Consider the following 17,925-nt stretch of genomic DNA (forward strand, 5'->3'; position numbering starts at 1 on the left):
GAACTTTGTTCTCTCAAAACTAGACAATATTATTTTCTTCCGATTAACTTCCATTGTATCTTCATTCTACTTGGTTAAGTCCTCGACTGATTAGTATTAGTCCGCTTCACGTATCACTACGCTTCCACTTCTAACCTATCTACCTGATCATCTTTCAGGAGTCTTACTTCCATATAGGAATGGGAAATCTCATCTTGAGGCGAGTTTCACACTTAGATGCTTTCAGCGTTTATCTCATCCATACATAGCTACTCAGCAATGCGCCTGGCGGCGCAACTGATACACCAGCGGTATGTCCATCCCGGTCCTCTCGTACTAGGGACAGCTCCTCTCAAATTTCCTGCGCCCGCGACGGATAGGGACCGAACTGTCTCACGACGTTCTGAACCCAGCTCGCGTACCGCTTTAATGGGCGAACAGCCCAACCCTTGGGACCAACTACAGCCCCAGGATGCGATGAGCCGACATCGAGGTGCCAAACCTCCCCGTCGATGTGAACTCTTGGGGGAGATAAGCCTGTTATCCCCAGGGTAGCTTTTATCCGTTGAGCGATGGCCCTTCCATATGGTACCACCGGATCACTAAGTCCGACTTTCGTCCCTGCTCGACCTGTTTGTCTCGCAGTCAAGCTTGCTTTTGCCTTTACACTTTAGGAATGATTTCCAACCATTCTAAGCAAACCTTTGAGCGCCTCCGTTACTGTTTAGGAGGCGACCGCCCCAGTCAAACTGCCAACCAGACACTGTCTCCGCGCACGATCAGTGCGCAGGGTTAGAGTGTTCACATAACAAGGGTAGTATCCCACTGACGCCTCCACCGAGACTAGCGTCCCGGCTTCTATGGCTCCTACCTATCCTGTACAAGTTATGTAAACACCCAATATCAAGCTACAGTAAAGCTCCATGGGGTCTTTCCGTCCTGTCGCGGGTAACCTGCTTCTTCACAGGTATCTTAATTTCACCGAGTCTATCGTTGAGACAGTACTCAAATCGTTACGCCTTTCGTGCGGGTCGGAACTTACCCGACAAGGAATTTCGCTACCTTAGGACCGTTATAGTTACGGCCGCCGTTTACTGGGGCTTCATTTCGGTGCTTCGCCGAAGCTAACACTTCCACTTAACCTTCCAGCACCGGGCAGGCGTCAGCCCATATACTTCATCTTACGATTTTGCATAAACCTGTGTTTTTGATAAACAGTCGTTTGAGTCTTTTCACTGCGGCTGGCCGTGAGGCCAGCACCCCTTCTTCCGAAGTTACGGGGTCATTTTGCCGAGTTCCTTAACGATAGTTCTCTCGCTCACCTGAGGATACTCTCCTCGACTACCTGTGTCGGTTTGCGGTACGGGTAATTAATTACTAACTAGAAGCTTTTCTCGGCAGTGTGACGTCAGATACTTCTCTACTTAAATTTCGATCCTCATCATCGCTTGTCAACCCGCTTAAAAGCATTTGACTCTTAAACTGACTTACGATTTGAACACACATTTCCAATCGTGTGCATATCTTAGCCTACTGCGTCCCTCCATCGTTCAAACATAATTAACTAGTACAGGAATCTCAACCTGTTATCCATCGCCTACGCTTCTCAGCCTCGGCTTAGGTCCCGACTAACCCTGGGTGGACGAGCCTTCCCCAGGAAACCTTAGTCATTCGGTGGATCAGATTCTCACTGATCTTTCGCTACTCATACCGGCATTCTCACTTCTAAGCGCTCCAGTAGTCCTTACGGTCTACCTTCATTGCCCTTAGAACGCTCTCCTATCACGCAACATAGTTGCGTCCGCAGTCTCGGTAATATGCTTAGCCCCGGTAAATTTTCGGCGCAGAATCACTCGACTAGTGAGCTATTACGCACTCTTTAAATGGTGGCTGCTTCTGAGCCAACATCCTAGTTGTCTATGCAACTCCACTTCCTTTTCCACTTAGCATATATTTAGGGACCTTAACTGGCGGTCTGGGCTGTTCCCCTTTCGACGATGGATCTTATCACTCATCGTCTGACTCCCGGACATAAATCAATGGTATTCGGAGTTTATCTGAACTCAGTAATCCTAGATGGACCCCTTGCTCAAACAGTGGCTCTACCTCCATGATTCTAATTCCGAGGCTAGCCCTAAAGCTATTTCGGAGAGAACCAGCTATCTCCAAGTTCGTTTGGAATTTCACCGCTACCCACACCTCATCCCAGCACTTTTCAACGTACACGGGTTCGGACCTCCGGTGCGTATTACCGCACTTTCATCCTGGACATGGGTAGATCACCTGGTTTCGGGTCTACGGCAACATACTATGGCGCCCTATTAAGACTCGCTTTCGCTACGGCTCCGCTTTTTCGGCTTAACCTTGCATGCAACTGTAACTCGCCGGTTCATTCTACAAGAGGCACGCCATCACCCATTAACGGGCTCTGACTGCTTGTAGGCACATGGTTTCAGGAACTATTTCACTCCCCTTCCGGGGTGCTTTTCACCTTTCCCTCACGGTACTGGTTCACTATCGGTCACTAGGGAGTATTTAGCCTTGGGAGATGGTCCTCCCAGATTCCGACGACGTTTCACGTGTGTCGCCGTACTCAGGATCCTGAACTGAGGGTATTCGATTTCGTTTACGAGACTATCACTCTCTTTGGTGTAGCTTCCCAACTACTTCAACTATCAAATACTTTTGTAACTCAAATGTTCAGTCCTACAACCCCGAACCACAAGGGTTCGGTTTGGGCTGTTCCCCGTTCGCTCGCCGCTACTTAGGGAATCGAAATTTCTTTATATTCCTGTGGGTACTTAGATGTTTCAGTTCCCCACGTCTGCCTCTGCATAGCTATGTATTCACTATGCAATGACCAGTCATAACACTGGTCGAGTTTCCTCATTCGGAAATCTCCGGATCAAAGCTTACGTACAGCTCCCCGAAGCTTATCGCAGTTAGTTGCGTCCTTCATCGGCTCCTAGTACCAAGGCATTCACCATGCGCCCTTATTAACTTAACCTATAATCCTACGGATTATAAATTATTTGAGTTTTAGCGATTAAAACTAATTAAAAAACTCAAAAATAACACAATGGTTATTTCTCGGTTCAATTATATATAAAAATATAATTATTACAGAAAATAATATTATCTAGTTTTCAAAGAACAAAATTAAGAGAGTAGATACTCTCAAAACTGACCAAGATTTTGATTAATGTAAGGTTCCGAATTATTCCTTAGAAAGGAGGTGATCCAGCCGCAGGTTCTCCTACGGCTACCTTGTTACGACTTCACCCTAATCATCTGTCCCACCTTAGGCGGCGGACTCCTAAAAAGGTTATCCAACCGACTTTGGGTGTTACAAACTCTCATGGTGTGACGGGCGGTGTGTACAAGACCCGGGAACGTATTCACCGTGGCATGCTGATCCACGATTACTAGCGATTCCAACTTCATGCAGTCGAGTTGCAGACTGCAATCCGAACTGAGAACGACTTTAAGAGATTAGCTTGACCTCGCGGTTTTGCAACTCGTTGTATCGCCCATTGTAGCACGTGTGTAGCCCAGGACATAAGGGGCATGATGATTTGACGTCATCCCCACCTTCCTCCGGTTTATCACCGGCAGTCTCTCTAGAGTGCCCAACTTAATGCTGGCAACTAAAGACAAGGGTTGCGCTCGTTGCGGGACTTAACCCAACATCTCACGACACGAGCTGACGACAACCATGCACCACCTGTCATTCTGTCCCCGAAGGGAACGTCTAATCTCTTAGATTGGCAGAAGATGTCAAGTCCTGGTAAGGTTCTTCGCGTAGCATCGAATTAAACCACATGCTCCACCGCTTGTGCGGGTCCCCGTCAATTCCTTTGAGTTTCAACCTTGCGGTCGTACTCCCCAGGCGGAATGCTTAATGCGTTAGCTGCGGCACTGAAAGGCGGAAACCTTCCAACACCTAGCATTCATCGTTTACGGCATGGACTACCAGGGTATCTAATCCTGTTTGCTACCCATGCTTTCGAGCCTCAGCGTCAGTTACAGACCAGATAGCCGCCTTCGCCACTGGTGTTCCTTCATATATCTACGCATTTCACCGCTACACATGAAGTTCCACTATCCTTTTCTGCACTCAAGTTTATCAGTTTCCGATGCACTTCTCCGGTTAAGCCGAAGGCTTTCACATCAGACTTAATAAACCGCCTGCGCTCCCTTTACGCCCAATAAATCCGGACAACGTTTGCCACCTACGTATTACCGCGGCTGCTGGCACGTAGTTAGCCGTGACTTTCTGGTTAGATACCGTCATACCGTGAGCAGTTGCTCTCACGGCTGTTCTTCTCTAACAACAGAGTTTTACGAGCCGAAACCCTTCTTCACTCACGCGGCGTTGCTCCATCAGACTTTCGTCCATTGTGGAAGATTCCCTACTGCTGCCTCCCGTAGGAGTATGGGCCGTGTCTCAGTCCCATTGTGGCAGATTACCCTCTCAGGTCTGCTACGTATCATTGCCTTGGTGAGCTATTATCTCACCAACTAGCTAATACGCCGCGGGTCCATCCAGAAGCACTAGCACAAAGGCCAGCTTTCAAACAAGAACCATGTGGTTCTTGTTGTTATACGGTATTAGCATCTGTTTCCAGGTGTTATCCCCTTCTTCTGGGCAGGTTACCCACGTGTTACTCACCAGTTCGCCACTCAGTCGGATCCAAAATCATCTTAGTGCAAGCACTAAGAATCAATTGGGCGACTTCGTTCGACTTGCATGTATTAGGCACGCCGCCAACGTTCGTCCTGAGCCAGGATCAAACTCTCATTTTAAAAATGAGAACTTTACTAGCTCTTATTTATTTGTTTTTGCAAATTGACATTGCATATTTGTTTAATTTTTAAACTAAGTTTAAAAATTATCCTTACACTTATTGTAATCAAAATCTTGTTCAGTTTTCAAAGATCTACTCAAGCACCATTTACAGTGCATGTAATATATTACTCGGTAAGGTTGATTGTGTCAACACTTTTAAGTAATAAAATTAAAAAGTTTTTTCAGTTAAAAGTGACTTCGTCCCTCTTAACATTTATAACTATAAACCATTAGTCAGGAAAGGTCAAGGCTTTTGCATAAAAAGTTTAATTTATTTTCAAATAAACAAAAATCCTTCACAACAATCGCATTGTGAAGGACATTAATAAAGCCTATTTATCATAAATGTTTTCTAATGGAAGCAATTTATCCATTAAGCGACGACGAGCTTGACCTAAATCATTCATTTTGTCATCAACGTGACGCTTTTCATCCATTCCACGTTCTTTGTCACCTCTAGGTTCTTCAACGTGTTCTGAACGTAAAGCATTAGTTTGTTCTTCGTTATCAATTAACTTTTCAACAATGTCTAATCTTTCTTGATAATTAGCTAAATGCTTGGCATCAAATTTAGCAGAACCTTCTTTTTCCAATTTTTCTTGATCTTTGATTAATTTTTTAATTCTTTTTTCTTTGAATGTGCATCCATAATTAAAAATCTCCCTTATCTATTTACCTTATTATTACTATAAAAGAACCTCAGATTATAGAGCTTGACTATTTATTTCATAATTTTGTCAAAACTAGTAAAGCGTAAAAAAACTTTAATTAAAAAAAGATCTCAAATAGAGATCTTTTACTTATTAAAATCTTGGAAGATTCAACATACTTTGCCCGTTTAAAAGCTGATTATGTTTAGTCTTGATATAAGGTGTTTTATTTTGGGGATAATAATCTTCTATAACTGCTTTAATTTTGTCACGACTAACAAAATAATATGGAATATCCGAATTAATATATCTGACAACTAAATCAACAGGTTCAATGGTTCCATCATTGAGTAATACATCCGTAATGTTTCTTTCTTTATTTGATTCTTTATCTTTTAAGTGAATACCAACAATTTCATATGAAGCCAAATAAACCACCTCTTTACTCTAGTATAGCAGTAAAAGCTAATAATCCTGCCTACTTACTCTTATCAGAAAGACTTAAAGAGTTTTAATTGATTTTGTGTATCTATTTTTGAATTGAACACTAATTATTTTTTAAAAAACTTCGACTAATAATGTATGGTAGCTTAATAATTATTTTTATCCACTCTATAAGCATTAATTACTAGTACAGCTTGGCAAAAAAACTGATTTTTATTTACCAATTTTATAATTTAATTAAATTGCATTTTTAATTTGTTTTTCTTCTTTTCCATAAAAAAAGGGCAACCGGTACCGGTTGTCCCTTAATATTTATATATTTATTTTTAAATTTTCACTTCAACATCTGACTTACCATTTTCAATAAGGTTGGCGTTTGCAGTCATTGAAATTTCTACCATGTTCTTAACTGCAACTTTAGTGTAGAAAGCAATATGTGGAGAAACTAACACGTTATCACGTTCCATCAAATTCTTAAGTCGAGCATCTGGAATTTTATCAAAACTACCAAAATCAACATTAAAAATTCCAACTTCATCTTCATAAACATCTAAAGCAGCACCTGCAATTTTGCCACTATCAAGTCCACGAATTAATGCATCAGTATCAATTAATGATCCACGAGCACAGTTGATAATTTTGATACCAGGTTTCATTTGTGCAATCGTATCATCATTAATCATATGATCGTTTTCTTTTAAGGCCGGAGCGTGTAAAGTCAAAATATCAGACTTAGCATACAATTCAGCTGGGGTATCAACGTAAATCCCCTCTTTTTTTAATTCAGGATTAGGATATGGATCATAAGCAATGACCTTAGCACCAAAACCTTGAACAATTTTAACCACTTGGCGACCAATTCGACCAGTTGCGTAAACTCCAACTGTTTGTTGGTTCATTTCTTCAGCAATTTCAGGAGCCCAAGTTAAATTACCATGGCGACCTTTATCTTCGTATCTTTTAGTATTTCTTAACAAACGCATCATTTCGGTAACAGCAAATTCAGCAATTGCAGATGGAGAATAAGCAGGAACGTTAGAAAGTTTAATGTGATTTTTGTTTAATGCGTCAGCATCAACATTGTCAACCCCAACGTTACGAAGTGATAAAGCTTTAACTCCAAAACTACTTAATTTATCTAAAATTGAAGCTGTATAAGGTTTTTGTTGAAAAGCAACAACCCCATCAAAGTCTTTAGCATCATCAATAGTTGAATCATCTAAAAGATTTGCAACTTCTTTAACTTCAACTTCTGGATGTGCAGCTTCCCATTGTTTGAAATAAGGTTCTTCATCTTTACGTACACCATAAGCAATAATTTTCATATGAATTTCCTCCTCGTGAATATTATAACATTGCATGCATATTAAGAATTCTAAAAAAGTATTATGTTAATTTTACAAGTAAATTCAATCGACTTAAAATAAATATTATTGAATCTGTTTTTAGGAGGATGTTTTGAAAATAATTTTCATTTGGGGAATGTTGGGTGGATTGCTTCGTACAAACCTATAAGATAGCTCATCCAGAACAAAAGTATCCCTCGACGTCGACGGTTTACCGAGACATTGATAAAGGCCTATTGGAGGTGCGCAATGGGGATCTTCCGATGAAACCACGCCGACGTGTGAAGTCTGATACCAACAAGCATACGCGTACCAACAAGCGCGTCTACGGACAATCTATCGAAGAACGACCAGAAGAAGTCGAAGACCGTCAAGTTGTCGGTCACTGGGAAGGCGATTTGATCAAAGGAACGCGCGTTGAAAATGAACCGGCATTGATGACGATGACAGAACGCGCCACTCGCTTTGAGATCATTCTTAAGCTTCCAAACTATCACGCCGATACCTGTTTACAGGGACTTCAAACGATCCTCGATGACTACGGTGCGGATAACTTCAAATCTGTCACCTTTGACAACGGCAGTGAGTTCGCCAAGCTCTCTGAAGCTGTCGGCACCGACGTCTACTACGCGCACCCATACTCGCCATGGAAACGTGGAACCAACGAGAATGCCAACGGCTTAATCCGCGAGTTTATACCCAAAGGTCGCTCTCTTCACGACTATGACATCACTGATATTCAAAACTTCCAAGACGCTCTAAACCAGCGACCTCGACGTTCGCTTGACTACTGTTGTGCCGCCGATCTTCTACCTGAATTATATCCTCACCTATACCAATTATTTGATAGATCATTATTGGTTGCACTTAACTTGACAATCGGGGAAATTAATTCGAACGCTGTTCGGACAAAAAAGATCAGCTTCCTTTAAAGGGTCTAAAATTTTTGGTGTTGAAGAGTTCTTCAACGCCGGAAGTTTTAGACCCCTAAATTCGAGGGTGAGGCCTATCAAATTCGCTATAAATTTACTACAAGGGTCGAAGATATGGTGGCCTAGTTCAACAGCCACTACCTAGGCAGTTACGAGCAGCATTAATTGAAGAGTTTGAGATGTTACAAAATTTGCCGCCGGAAGAATTATTAGCCAGACGTCAAGCTCGCTTCCGCAAGTTTTAAAAGTCCCATATGGGCGCAAGCTTACTTTGGGTTAGTGTAATATCGTATCACAAATGGACTATTCCGTGATTTAATTCGCAAACAAGAGAAAGCCAAGCGCAAAAAGTGCGGGCCCTCCTTGCGTGAAAATAATCTTTTTGTTTGCTGTTACAGAACCGAACAGCGCAGCAATTACAACAAAACCTATAAATAGGACTTGGACGTGAAGCGAAGCCATACCAGTGAGACCATATCGGGCGTATAAGATGCCGACGCCAACGAAGCCATTGTATAGGCCTTGGTTGGCCATTGACATGCGTGTTTCTTTAATTGCCAAGTATTTCTTCGACAAGTCGAAAGCGTTGCGTGCTATTTTAGTTTGCGTGCCAAACATTTCAAGCAACATAATGAGCAACGCCTCTACTGCGACAAATATAACAAAAATATCTTTCAAAATAATCATCATGATCCTCCTAGTATAGAAAAGGGCTATGAATTGCGCGTCTAAACCACCTTACAAATATGAACTACTCAGTGTCGCTTATAATATCACCAATTTCCGGATTTATAAAACAATATGGCCAACTAAAAAGACCGCAATGATGGTTCCTTCACGAATATCTGTCAACGAATGAAAGACTACCAGAGCAAGAAGCACTGGTACCATGACCATGCTACTGTCACCCCAAATCTTGGCAGTTGGGAATGGTATTTTAACCCCGATAGAAACAGCTCTTGCCAATCCTTCTCCGGGCATTACTATGGAAGTAGATGAAATTTCCCAAAAGAAGCCAACCCCTAATACTAAAACACTTAGCATCGTTAGTAGCAATTTTTTCCACTTTTAATAATGAAGCTTCTAGATTATTATTAAAAAAACAAAATAAATTAAGTTTGCTATATGTATTTTCTAGTTATTTATTTGGTATATTATTATTTTTACTAGGCTATTTATTTACGAAAACAGTAGTTTTTAATTAAAACGACAAAAAGAGACGTCCACCATAACGGTGAGCGTCTCTTTTTTTAATTGCGTGGCAACGTCCTATCCTCGCAGGGGGCGATCCCCCAACTACTTTTGGCGTGCTGAAGCTTAACTTCTGTGTTCGGCATGGGAACAGGTGTATCCTTCAGGCTATCGCCACCACACTATTTTTTGTGAGAACTTTGTTCTCTCAAAACTAGACAATATTATTTTCTTCCGATTAACTTCCATTGTATCTTCATTCTACTTGGTTAAGTCCTCGACTGATTAGTATTAGTCCGCTTCACGTATCACTACGCTTCCACTTCTAACCTATCTACCTGATCATCTTTCAGGAGTCTTACTTCCATATAGGAATGGGAAATCTCATCTTGAGGCGAGTTTCACACTTAGATGCTTTCAGCGTTTATCTCATCCATACATAGCTACTCAGCAATGCGCCTGGCGGCGCAACTGATACACCAGCGGTATGTCCATCCCGGTCCTCTCGTACTAGGGACAGCTCCTCTCAAATTTCCTGCGCCCGCGACGGATAGGGACCGAACTGTCTCACGACGTTCTGAACCCAGCTCGCGTACCGCTTTAATGGGCGAACAGCCCAACCCTTGGGACCAACTACAGCCCCAGGATGCGATGAGCCGACATCGAGGTGCCAAACCTCCCCGTCGATGTGAACTCTTGGGGGAGATAAGCCTGTTATCCCCAGGGTAGCTTTTATCCGTTGAGCGATGGCCCTTCCATATGGTACCACCGGATCACTAAGTCCGACTTTCGTCCCTGCTCGACCTGTTTGTCTCGCAGTCAAGCTTGCTTTTGCCTTTACACTTTAGGAATGATTTCCAACCATTCTAAGCAAACCTTTGAGCGCCTCCGTTACTGTTTAGGAGGCGACCGCCCCAGTCAAACTGCCAACCAGACACTGTCTCCGCGCACGATCAGTGCGCAGGGTTAGAGTGTTCACATAACAAGGGTAGTATCCCACTGACGCCTCCACCGAGACTAGCGTCCCGGCTTCTATGGCTCCTACCTATCCTGTACAAGTTATGTAAACACCCAATATCAAGCTACAGTAAAGCTCCATGGGGTCTTTCCGTCCTGTCGCGGGTAACCTGCTTCTTCACAGGTATCTTAATTTCACCGAGTCTATCGTTGAGACAGTACTCAAATCGTTACGCCTTTCGTGCGGGTCGGAACTTACCCGACAAGGAATTTCGCTACCTTAGGACCGTTATAGTTACGGCCGCCGTTTACTGGGGCTTCATTTCGGTGCTTCGCCGAAGCTAACACTTCCACTTAACCTTCCAGCACCGGGCAGGCGTCAGCCCATATACTTCATCTTACGATTTTGCATAAACCTGTGTTTTTGATAAACAGTCGTTTGAGTCTTTTCACTGCGGCTGGCCGTGAGGCCAGCACCCCTTCTTCCGAAGTTACGGGGTCATTTTGCCGAGTTCCTTAACGATAGTTCTCTCGCTCACCTGAGGATACTCTCCTCGACTACCTGTGTCGGTTTGCGGTACGGGTAATTAATTACTAACTAGAAGCTTTTCTCGGCAGTGTGACGTCAGATACTTCTCTACTTAAATTTCGATCCTCATCATCGCTTGTCAACCCGCTTAAAAGCATTTGACTCTTAAACTGACTTACGATTTGAACACACATTTCCAATCGTGTGCATATCTTAGCCTACTGCGTCCCTCCATCGTTCAAACATAATTAACTAGTACAGGAATCTCAACCTGTTATCCATCGCCTACGCTTCTCAGCCTCGGCTTAGGTCCCGACTAACCCTGGGTGGACGAGCCTTCCCCAGGAAACCTTAGTCATTCGGTGGATCAGATTCTCACTGATCTTTCGCTACTCATACCGGCATTCTCACTTCTAAGCGCTCCAGTAGTCCTTACGGTCTACCTTCATTGCCCTTAGAACGCTCTCCTATCACGCAACATAGTTGCGTCCGCAGTCTCGGTAATATGCTTAGCCCCGGTAAATTTTCGGCGCAGAATCACTCGACTAGTGAGCTATTACGCACTCTTTAAATGGTGGCTGCTTCTGAGCCAACATCCTAGTTGTCTATGCAACTCCACTTCCTTTTCCACTTAGCATATATTTAGGGACCTTAACTGGCGGTCTGGGCTGTTCCCCTTTCGACGATGGATCTTATCACTCATCGTCTGACTCCCGGACATAAATCAATGGTATTCGGAGTTTATCTGAACTCAGTAATCCTAGATGGACCCCTTGCTCAAACAGTGGCTCTACCTCCATGATTCTAATTCCGAGGCTAGCCCTAAAGCTATTTCGGAGAGAACCAGCTATCTCCAAGTTCGTTTGGAATTTCACCGCTACCCACACCTCATCCCAGCACTTTTCAACGTACACGGGTTCGGACCTCCGGTGCGTATTACCGCACTTTCATCCTGGACATGGGTAGATCACCTGGTTTCGGGTCTACGGCAACATACTATGGCGCCCTATTAAGACTCGCTTTCGCTACGGCTCCGCTTTTTCGGCTTAACCTTGCATGCAACTGTAACTCGCCGGTTCATTCTACAAGAGGCACGCCATCACCCATTAACGGGCTCTGACTGCTTGTAGGCACATGGTTTCAGGAACTATTTCACTCCCCTTCCGGGGTGCTTTTCACCTTTCCCTCACGGTACTGGTTCACTATCGGTCACTAGGGAGTATTTAGCCTTGGGAGATGGTCCTCCCAGATTCCGACGACGTTTCACGTGTGTCGCCGTACTCAGGATCCTGAACTGAGGGTATTCGATTTCGTTTACGAGACTATTACTCTCTTTGGTGTAGTTTCCCAACTACTTCAACTATCAAATACTTTTGTAACTCAAATGTTCAGTCCTACAACCCCGAACCACAAAGGTTCGGTTTGGGCTGTTCCCCGTTCGCTCGCCGCTACTTAGGGAATCGAAATTTCTTTATATTCCTGTGGGTACTTAGATGTTTCAGTTCCCCACGTCTGCCTCTGCATAGCTATGTATTCACTATGCAGTGACCAGTCATAACACTGGTCGAGTTTTCTCATTCGGAAATCTCCGGATCAAAGCTTACGTACAGCTCCCCGAAGCTTATCGCAGTTAGTTGCGTCCTTCATCGGCTCCTAGTACCAAGGCATTCACCATGCGCCCTTATTAACTTAACCTATAATCCTACGGATTATAAATTATTTGAGTTTTAGCGATTAAAACTAATTAAAAAACTCAAAAATAACACAATGGTTATTTCTCGGTTCAATTATATATAAAAATATAATTATTACAGAAAATAATATTATCTAGTTTTCAAAGAACAAAATTAAGAGAGTAGATACTCTCAAAACTGACCAAGATTTTGATTAATGTAAGGTTCCGAATTATTCCTTAGAAAGGAGGTGATCCAGCCGCAGGTTCTCCTACGGCTACCTTGTTACGACTTCACCCTAATCATCTGTCCCACCTTAGGCGGCGGACTCCTAAAAAGGTTATCCAACCGACTTTGGGTGTTACAAACTCTCATGGTGTGACGGGCGGTGTGTACAAGACCCGGGAACGTATTCACCGTGGCATGCTGATCCACGATTACTAGCGATTCCAACTTCATGCAGTCGAGTTGCAGACTGCAATCCGAACTGAGAACGACTTTAAGAGATTAGCTTGACCTCGCGGTTTTGCAACTCGTTGTATCGCCCATTGTAGCACGTGTGTAGCCCAGGACATAAGGGGCATGATGATTTGACGTCATCCCCACCTTCCTCCGGTTTATCACCGGCAGTCTCTCTAGAGTGCCCAACTTAATGCTGGCAACTAAAGACAAGGGTTGCGCTCGTTGCGGGACTTAACCCAACATCTCACGACACGAGCTGACGACAACCATGCACCACCTGTCATTCTGTCCCCGAAGGGAACGTCTAATCTCTTAGATTGGCAGAAGATGTCAAGTCCTGGTAAGGTTCTTCGCGTAGCATCGAATTAAACCACATGCTCCACCGCTTGTGCGGGTCCCCGTCAATTCCTTTGAGTTTCAACCTTGCGGTCGTACTCCCCAGGCGGAATGCTTAATGCGTTAGCTGCGGCACTGAAAGGCGGAAACCTTCCAACACCTAGCATTCATCGTTTACGGCATGGACTACCAGGGTATCTAATCCTGTTTGCTACCCATGCTTTCGAGCCTCAGCGTCAGTTACAGACCAGATAGCCGCCTTCGCCACTGGTGTTCCTTCATATATCTACGCATTTCACCGCTACACATGAAGTTCCACTATCCTTTTCTGCACTCAAGTTTATCAGTTTCCGATGCACTTCTCCGGTTAAGCCGAAGGCTTTCACATCAGACTTAATAAACCGCCTGCGCTCCCTTTACGCCCAATAAATCCGGACAACGTTTGCCACCTACGTATTACCGCGGCTGCTGGCACGTAGTTAGCCGTGACTTTCTGGTTAGATACCGTCATACCGTGAGCAGTTGCTCTCACGGCTGTTCTTCTCTAACAACAGAGTTTTACGAGCCGAAACCCTTCTTCACTCACGCGGCGTTGCTCCATCAGACTTTCGTCCATTGTGGAAGATTCCCTACTGCTGCCTCCCGTAGGAGTATGGGCCGTGTCTCAGTCCCATTGTGGCAGATTACCCTCTCAGGTCTGCTACGTATCATTGCCTTGGTGAGCTATTATCTCACCAACTAGCTAATACGCCGCGGGTCCATCCAGAAGCACTAGCACAAAGGCCAGCTTTCAAACAAGAACCATGTGGTTCTTGTTGTTATACGGTATTAGCATCTGTTTCCAGGTGTTATCCCCTTCTTCTGGGCAGGTTACCCACGTGTTACTCACCAGTTCGCCACTCAGTCGGATCCAAAATCATCTTAGTGCAAGCACTAAGAATCAATTGGGCGACTTCGTTCGACTTGCATGTATTAGGCACGCCGCCAACGTTCGTCCTGAGCCAGGATCAAACTCTCATTTTAAAAATGAGAACTTTACTAGCTCTTATTTATTTGTTTTTGCAAATTGACATTGCATATTTGTTTAATCTTTAAACTAAGTTTAAAAATTATCCTTACACTTATTGTAATCAAAATCTTGTTCAGTTTTCAAAGATCTACTCAATAACGTATCGTCTCAAACGGTACTTTATTAATATATCACGTTGATCAAGAAAGGTCAAGAAATTTAATTAACTTTTTTAAATTAATTTATCTTCAAAAATTTTCCGCGTCAACAATATTTAACTATATACTAATGAAAATAAGATGTCAACAATTTGGTCAAAAAAAGTCAACTTTTTCAAATACATTTATTAAACTTTTTATAATTGCAATGCTTAATTTTTTCACTTTTATAAAATATGATAATATAAACATAATAAACTACTGAACAGAAAGGATTTTTATGAATAATCAAATTACTCTTCAATATTCATACATTAATCACCAAATTAATGAACCTTTACATGATGAAAATATCATTTCAGAACTTAATCCGGTCGTTAATGACGTACGGGTAACTCCACAATTTTTCGTTAACACTTCCAACGTGAACCCTTACCAAAGTGGAACTTATAACGCGACCATATGGTGCCAAATTGGAAATCAAAAAGTTGAACAGCCTTTCAAAGTTAACGTTAAGGATTTTAATCGTTTAAACGATAACAACTTCGTCAATAATCAAAACAATAATATTCCGCAATCAAATAACAATAATCAATCATATGCACCTCGCAGAACATCAACTGCAAAAAAGATTTGGATTGGAATTTTAGTTTTTGTATTAATTGTTTTAGGCTTAACATCTTGCTCAATTTATAACCAAGCTAAAACAAATCAAGCTCAAGATAGCGCACAAAATCAAAAATTACAAACAGAATTAAACCAGGTTAAACAAGCCCAAAAAACTTACCAAGAAAACCATAATAAAGAGCAACTTGAAAACACTTTAAACGGAATTCAATCACAAATTAGTCAACTTCAAAGTAATAGTGCAACTAATGCACTTAATAATCAAATCAATAAAATCCAAAGTAACCCTGATTCCGGTAAATTAGAATCTGAAATGGATGACTTGAAAGATCAAATTCAACAACAAAGTGGCTTAATTCAAGAATTACAAAACACGATTAATTCATGGTTAAGTAAAGTAGGATTTTAAAAATTAAATCAATAACCTAGCCGATTGTGGCTAGGTTATTTTTTTGCACAAAAAAACAGGCCTAAGCACGGGCAGTTTTTTACAACTTTACGTAGGATCAACAGAACCTAAATGTACTCGCGCTCATTCCTGTATCTACATACTAGTTACTCATTACTTTTTTGCAAATAAAAAGTCCCCAATTAGAGGACTAGTTTATTATGAAGTAGCCAATCGTCTTTCAAACCATTTTGATAAGAGCGATAAACTGTAATTAACAACAAAGTATAATGCCGTAACAATGGCAAACATTGGAATCATATAGTTAGGGTTTTGCCCATAAATTACTTGACTTCTAAACATCATTTCGGTCAAAACGATGGCAGTTGCAAGGGATGTATCTTTCACTAAAGAAATAAACTGAGAAATCAATGGCGGAATCGAATTTTTCAAAGCTTGCGGTAATAAAATGTACCATAAAGTTTGAAATTTAGTCATTCCAGTTGATAAAGCCCCTTCGATTTGTCCAGCTCCCACTGATAATAATCCACCCCGAATAATTTGAGAAACCATCGTTGATTCAAAGACTGACATTGCAAAGACCGTAGCAGTGAAGGCGTTTAGCTCCACTCCTAGTTTAGGCATGGCAAAGTAGGTAAAGAAGATTAATAACAATAATGGTAAATTACGAATTGTATTTACAATAAATTGAACCGTCTGAGAGAAGTATGGAACTTCTTCAAATAAAATTACTCCTAAAATTGTCCCAACAATAAAGCTAATCACAATCGAAATAATTGAGACGGCAATCGTAATGCCTAAACCACCCATTAGATAGTGCATGTTAACTGAATTGAATGCTGATGCATAAATCATTGCGCTACCTCCTATCTTAATCTATTTTCTAAATGATTCATGAAAACCGAGAGTGGTCCGGTTAATAACAAGTAGAAAATTCCAATGACAATATAAGTGTTAAATGGATCTAGGTTAGCTCCCGAAATTACATTAGCTTGGTACATTAAATCAAGTCCAGCTACAAAGGAAAGAATCGATGAATTTTTGACTAAGTTAATGAATTGGTTTCCTAATGAAGGAATAGCTAATTTAAATCCTTGGGGCAAAACAATGTGGATCATAGCTTGCGTATAGGTTAATCCATTTGAGCGGGCCCCTTCCATTTGTCCTGGGTCAACTGAATTCACGCCTCCCCGAATACATTCAGCGACAAATGATGAAGTATACAGAATTAAGGCAATTGTTCCAGCCCAAAATCCGTTAATTTTAACGGCATGGGACACCACCACATAGAAAAATAATGTAATTACCAATAACGGAATGTTTCGGAAAAATTCCACAAACGCCGTTCCAATGAATTTCAGAAATTTATTGGGAGCCATTTCCATTAAAGCAAAAACCGTTCCTAAAATTAATGAGCCTAACAGTCCAACAATTGATGAAAGAATTGTAAATTCAAATCCAGTGATAATTGTCGACCAGTTATCAGTTAAAATTTTGATCATTTTGTCAATTCCCTCCAATCTAAGCCAGGAATGTTACCAAACCATTTTTTAATCAAACGGTCATAGGTTCCGTCAGCTCGAATTTCTTTAATAGCCCGGTTAACTGCTTTTTGTAAATCAGTTTGACCCTTATCCATTGCTAATCCATACGGTTGGTTGGTAAATGTTCCTCCAATCACTGCAACGTCTTTACTTTGTTGACAGAAACCATACAAAATCGCATTATCAGTCGTCATCGCATCCCCTTGGCCAGATTGTAAGGCACTAAATGCTTGAGAATTATCAGGCATGGCAATTAATTTGGCTTTAGGCGCGAATTTTTTGGTAGTTTCCATGGCCATCGTTCCCATTACTCCGATAATCGTCGACTTAGGATTGTTTAATTGTTGAATATTTTTAATTCCAGAATTCTTTTTAACTAAAATTGATTGCCCAGCTGGAAAATAAGGATTGGAAAAATCAACTATTTTAGCCCGTTCTGGGGTGATGGTCATCGAAGCAGCCACCGCATCCACTTGGTTATTTTTAATTAATTGAATTTTAGAACTGGTCGTTACTGGCGTAAATTCTGGTTTAATTTTAGTTCCTTTATCTTTAGCGATTTGTTTAGTAACAGCACGGGCCATATCAACATCAAAGCCCTCACTTTGACCAGTTTTCGGACTAATCAAACCAAATAACCGGGTATCACTTTTAACGCCCCAGCGCATTACATGAGCTGACTTAATGTTTTCCAGTGAATTTTTGGTCTTGCTTTGATATTCGTGATAAGTCCATCCAAAAACCAAACTGCCCACTAAAACAACCACTAAGACTACGGCTGCCAGTAAACCAATGTGTTTTCTTTTTAATTTACTCATAGGTTTATCCTC

Annotated in this window: 9 protein-coding genes, 5 rRNA genes and 1 pseudogene; 2 read left to right on the top strand and 13 right to left on the bottom strand. The window is 41.9% G+C overall.

The genetic code is table 11. The features are described 5' to 3' along the window. Positions 1-70: 70 nt before the first annotated feature. From PY770_RS06980 to PY770_RS07000, 5 genes are all read right to left on the bottom strand, one after another. Positions 71-2,986: ribosomal RNA gene (locus tag PY770_RS06980) — 23S ribosomal RNA — on the bottom strand. Positions 2,987-3,207: 221 nt separating this feature from the next. Beyond that, positions 3,208-4,785: ribosomal RNA gene (locus PY770_RS06985) — 16S ribosomal RNA — on the bottom strand. The 16S and 23S rRNA genes sit together here, the layout of an rRNA operon. A 375-nt stretch (positions 4,786-5,160) precedes the next feature. After that, positions 5,161-5,421 (bottom strand): hypothetical protein, encoded by a 261-nt coding sequence (locus tag PY770_RS06990; RefSeq protein ID WP_275045909.1) that lies wholly within the window; start codon positions 5,419-5,421, stop codon positions 5,161-5,163. Between the two features lie 210 nt (positions 5,422-5,631). Further along, a complete protein-coding gene (locus tag PY770_RS06995) occupies positions 5,632-5,907 on the bottom strand; it encodes a hypothetical protein (RefSeq protein ID WP_056958836.1) in 276 nt (91 codons plus the stop codon). Between the two features lie 341 nt (positions 5,908-6,248). Further along, a complete protein-coding gene (locus PY770_RS07000; RefSeq protein ID WP_275045910.1) occupies positions 6,249-7,247 on the bottom strand; it encodes a D-2-hydroxyacid dehydrogenase in 999 nt (332 codons plus the stop codon). Between the two features lie 164 nt (positions 7,248-7,411). On the opposite strand from PY770_RS07000, the pseudogene PY770_RS07005 reads away from it, so the two are divergent. After that, positions 7,412-8,089 (top strand): annotated as a pseudogene (locus PY770_RS07005) (IS30 family transposase); the annotation flags it as partial. 426 nt (positions 8,090-8,515) lie between these two features. Here the strand turns inward: PY770_RS07005 and PY770_RS07010 are convergent. The 5 genes from PY770_RS07010 to PY770_RS07030 form a co-directional block, all read right to left on the bottom strand. Next, on the bottom strand, positions 8,516-8,887 hold the full coding sequence (locus PY770_RS07010; RefSeq protein WP_014082325.1) for a DUF1304 domain-containing protein: 372 nt from the start codon (positions 8,885-8,887) through the stop codon (positions 8,516-8,518). Between the two features lie 102 nt (positions 8,888-8,989). Next, the gene (locus PY770_RS07015) at positions 8,990-9,256 is read right to left on the bottom strand and encodes a DUF6198 family protein (RefSeq protein ID WP_225362095.1); all 267 of its coding nucleotides are present in this window, start codon (positions 9,254-9,256) and stop codon (positions 8,990-8,992) included. 200 nt (positions 9,257-9,456) lie between these two features. Continuing rightward, positions 9,457-9,573: ribosomal RNA gene (rrf, locus tag PY770_RS07020) — 5S ribosomal RNA — on the bottom strand. 83 nt (positions 9,574-9,656) lie between these two features. Beyond that, positions 9,657-12,572: ribosomal RNA gene (locus tag PY770_RS07025) — 23S ribosomal RNA — on the bottom strand. Between the two features lie 221 nt (positions 12,573-12,793). After that, positions 12,794-14,371: ribosomal RNA gene (locus tag PY770_RS07030) — 16S ribosomal RNA — on the bottom strand. A 424-nt stretch (positions 14,372-14,795) separates the two neighbouring features. Here PY770_RS07030 and PY770_RS07035 point away from each other — a divergent pair. After that, a complete protein-coding gene (locus tag PY770_RS07035) occupies positions 14,796-15,551 on the top strand; it encodes a hypothetical protein (RefSeq protein WP_275045911.1) in 756 nt (251 codons plus the stop codon). Between the two features lie 198 nt (positions 15,552-15,749). On the opposite strand, the gene PY770_RS07040 is transcribed toward PY770_RS07035, so the two are convergent. From PY770_RS07040 to PY770_RS07050, 3 genes are read right to left on the bottom strand one after another with little or no spacing between them, the layout of a single operon-like run. Next, positions 15,750-16,406 (bottom strand): amino acid ABC transporter permease, encoded by a 657-nt coding sequence (locus PY770_RS07040; RefSeq protein ID WP_275045912.1) that lies wholly within the window; start codon positions 16,404-16,406, stop codon positions 15,750-15,752. An 11-nt stretch (positions 16,407-16,417) separates the two neighbouring features. Further along, positions 16,418-17,053, bottom strand: a complete 636-nt coding sequence (locus tag PY770_RS07045; protein WP_056957845.1) for an amino acid ABC transporter permease — start codon at positions 17,051-17,053, stop codon at positions 16,418-16,420. Next, positions 17,050-17,913 carry a transporter substrate-binding domain-containing protein gene (locus PY770_RS07050; protein ID WP_275045913.1) on the bottom strand — a complete coding sequence of 288 codons (864 nt, stop codon included), beginning with the start codon at positions 17,911-17,913 and terminating at the stop codon, positions 17,050-17,052. The genes PY770_RS07045 and PY770_RS07050 overlap by 4 nt, the downstream gene beginning before the upstream one ends. Between the last annotated feature and the right edge of the window lie 12 nt (positions 17,914-17,925).

Origin of the sequence: Fructilactobacillus sanfranciscensis, assembly GCF_029023685.1 — a bacterium.
In the GTDB taxonomy this organism is placed as follows: Bacteria; Bacillota; Bacilli; order Lactobacillales; family Lactobacillaceae; genus Fructilactobacillus; species Fructilactobacillus sanfranciscensis.

Excerpts from the sequence above, each read along its gene's own strand:
- PY770_RS07000 (WP_275045910.1), bottom strand. The coding sequence starts at position 7,247 with ATGAAAATTATTGCTTATGGTGTACGTAAAGATGAAGAACCTTATTTC.
- PY770_RS07010 (WP_014082325.1), bottom strand. The coding sequence starts at position 8,887 with ATGATTATTTTGAAAGATATTTTTGTTATATTTGTCGCAGTAGAGGCG.
- PY770_RS07035 (WP_275045911.1), top strand. The coding sequence starts at position 14,796 with ATGAATAATCAAATTACTCTTCAATATTCATACATTAATCACCAAATT.
- PY770_RS07040 (WP_275045912.1), bottom strand. The coding sequence starts at position 16,406 with ATGATTTATGCATCAGCATTCAATTCAGTTAACATGCACTATCTAATG.
- PY770_RS07045 (WP_056957845.1), bottom strand. The coding sequence starts at position 17,053 with ATGATCAAAATTTTAACTGATAACTGGTCGACAATTATCACTGGATTT.
- PY770_RS07050 (WP_275045913.1), bottom strand. The coding sequence starts at position 17,913 with ATGAGTAAATTAAAAAGAAAACACATTGGTTTACTGGCAGCCGTAGTC.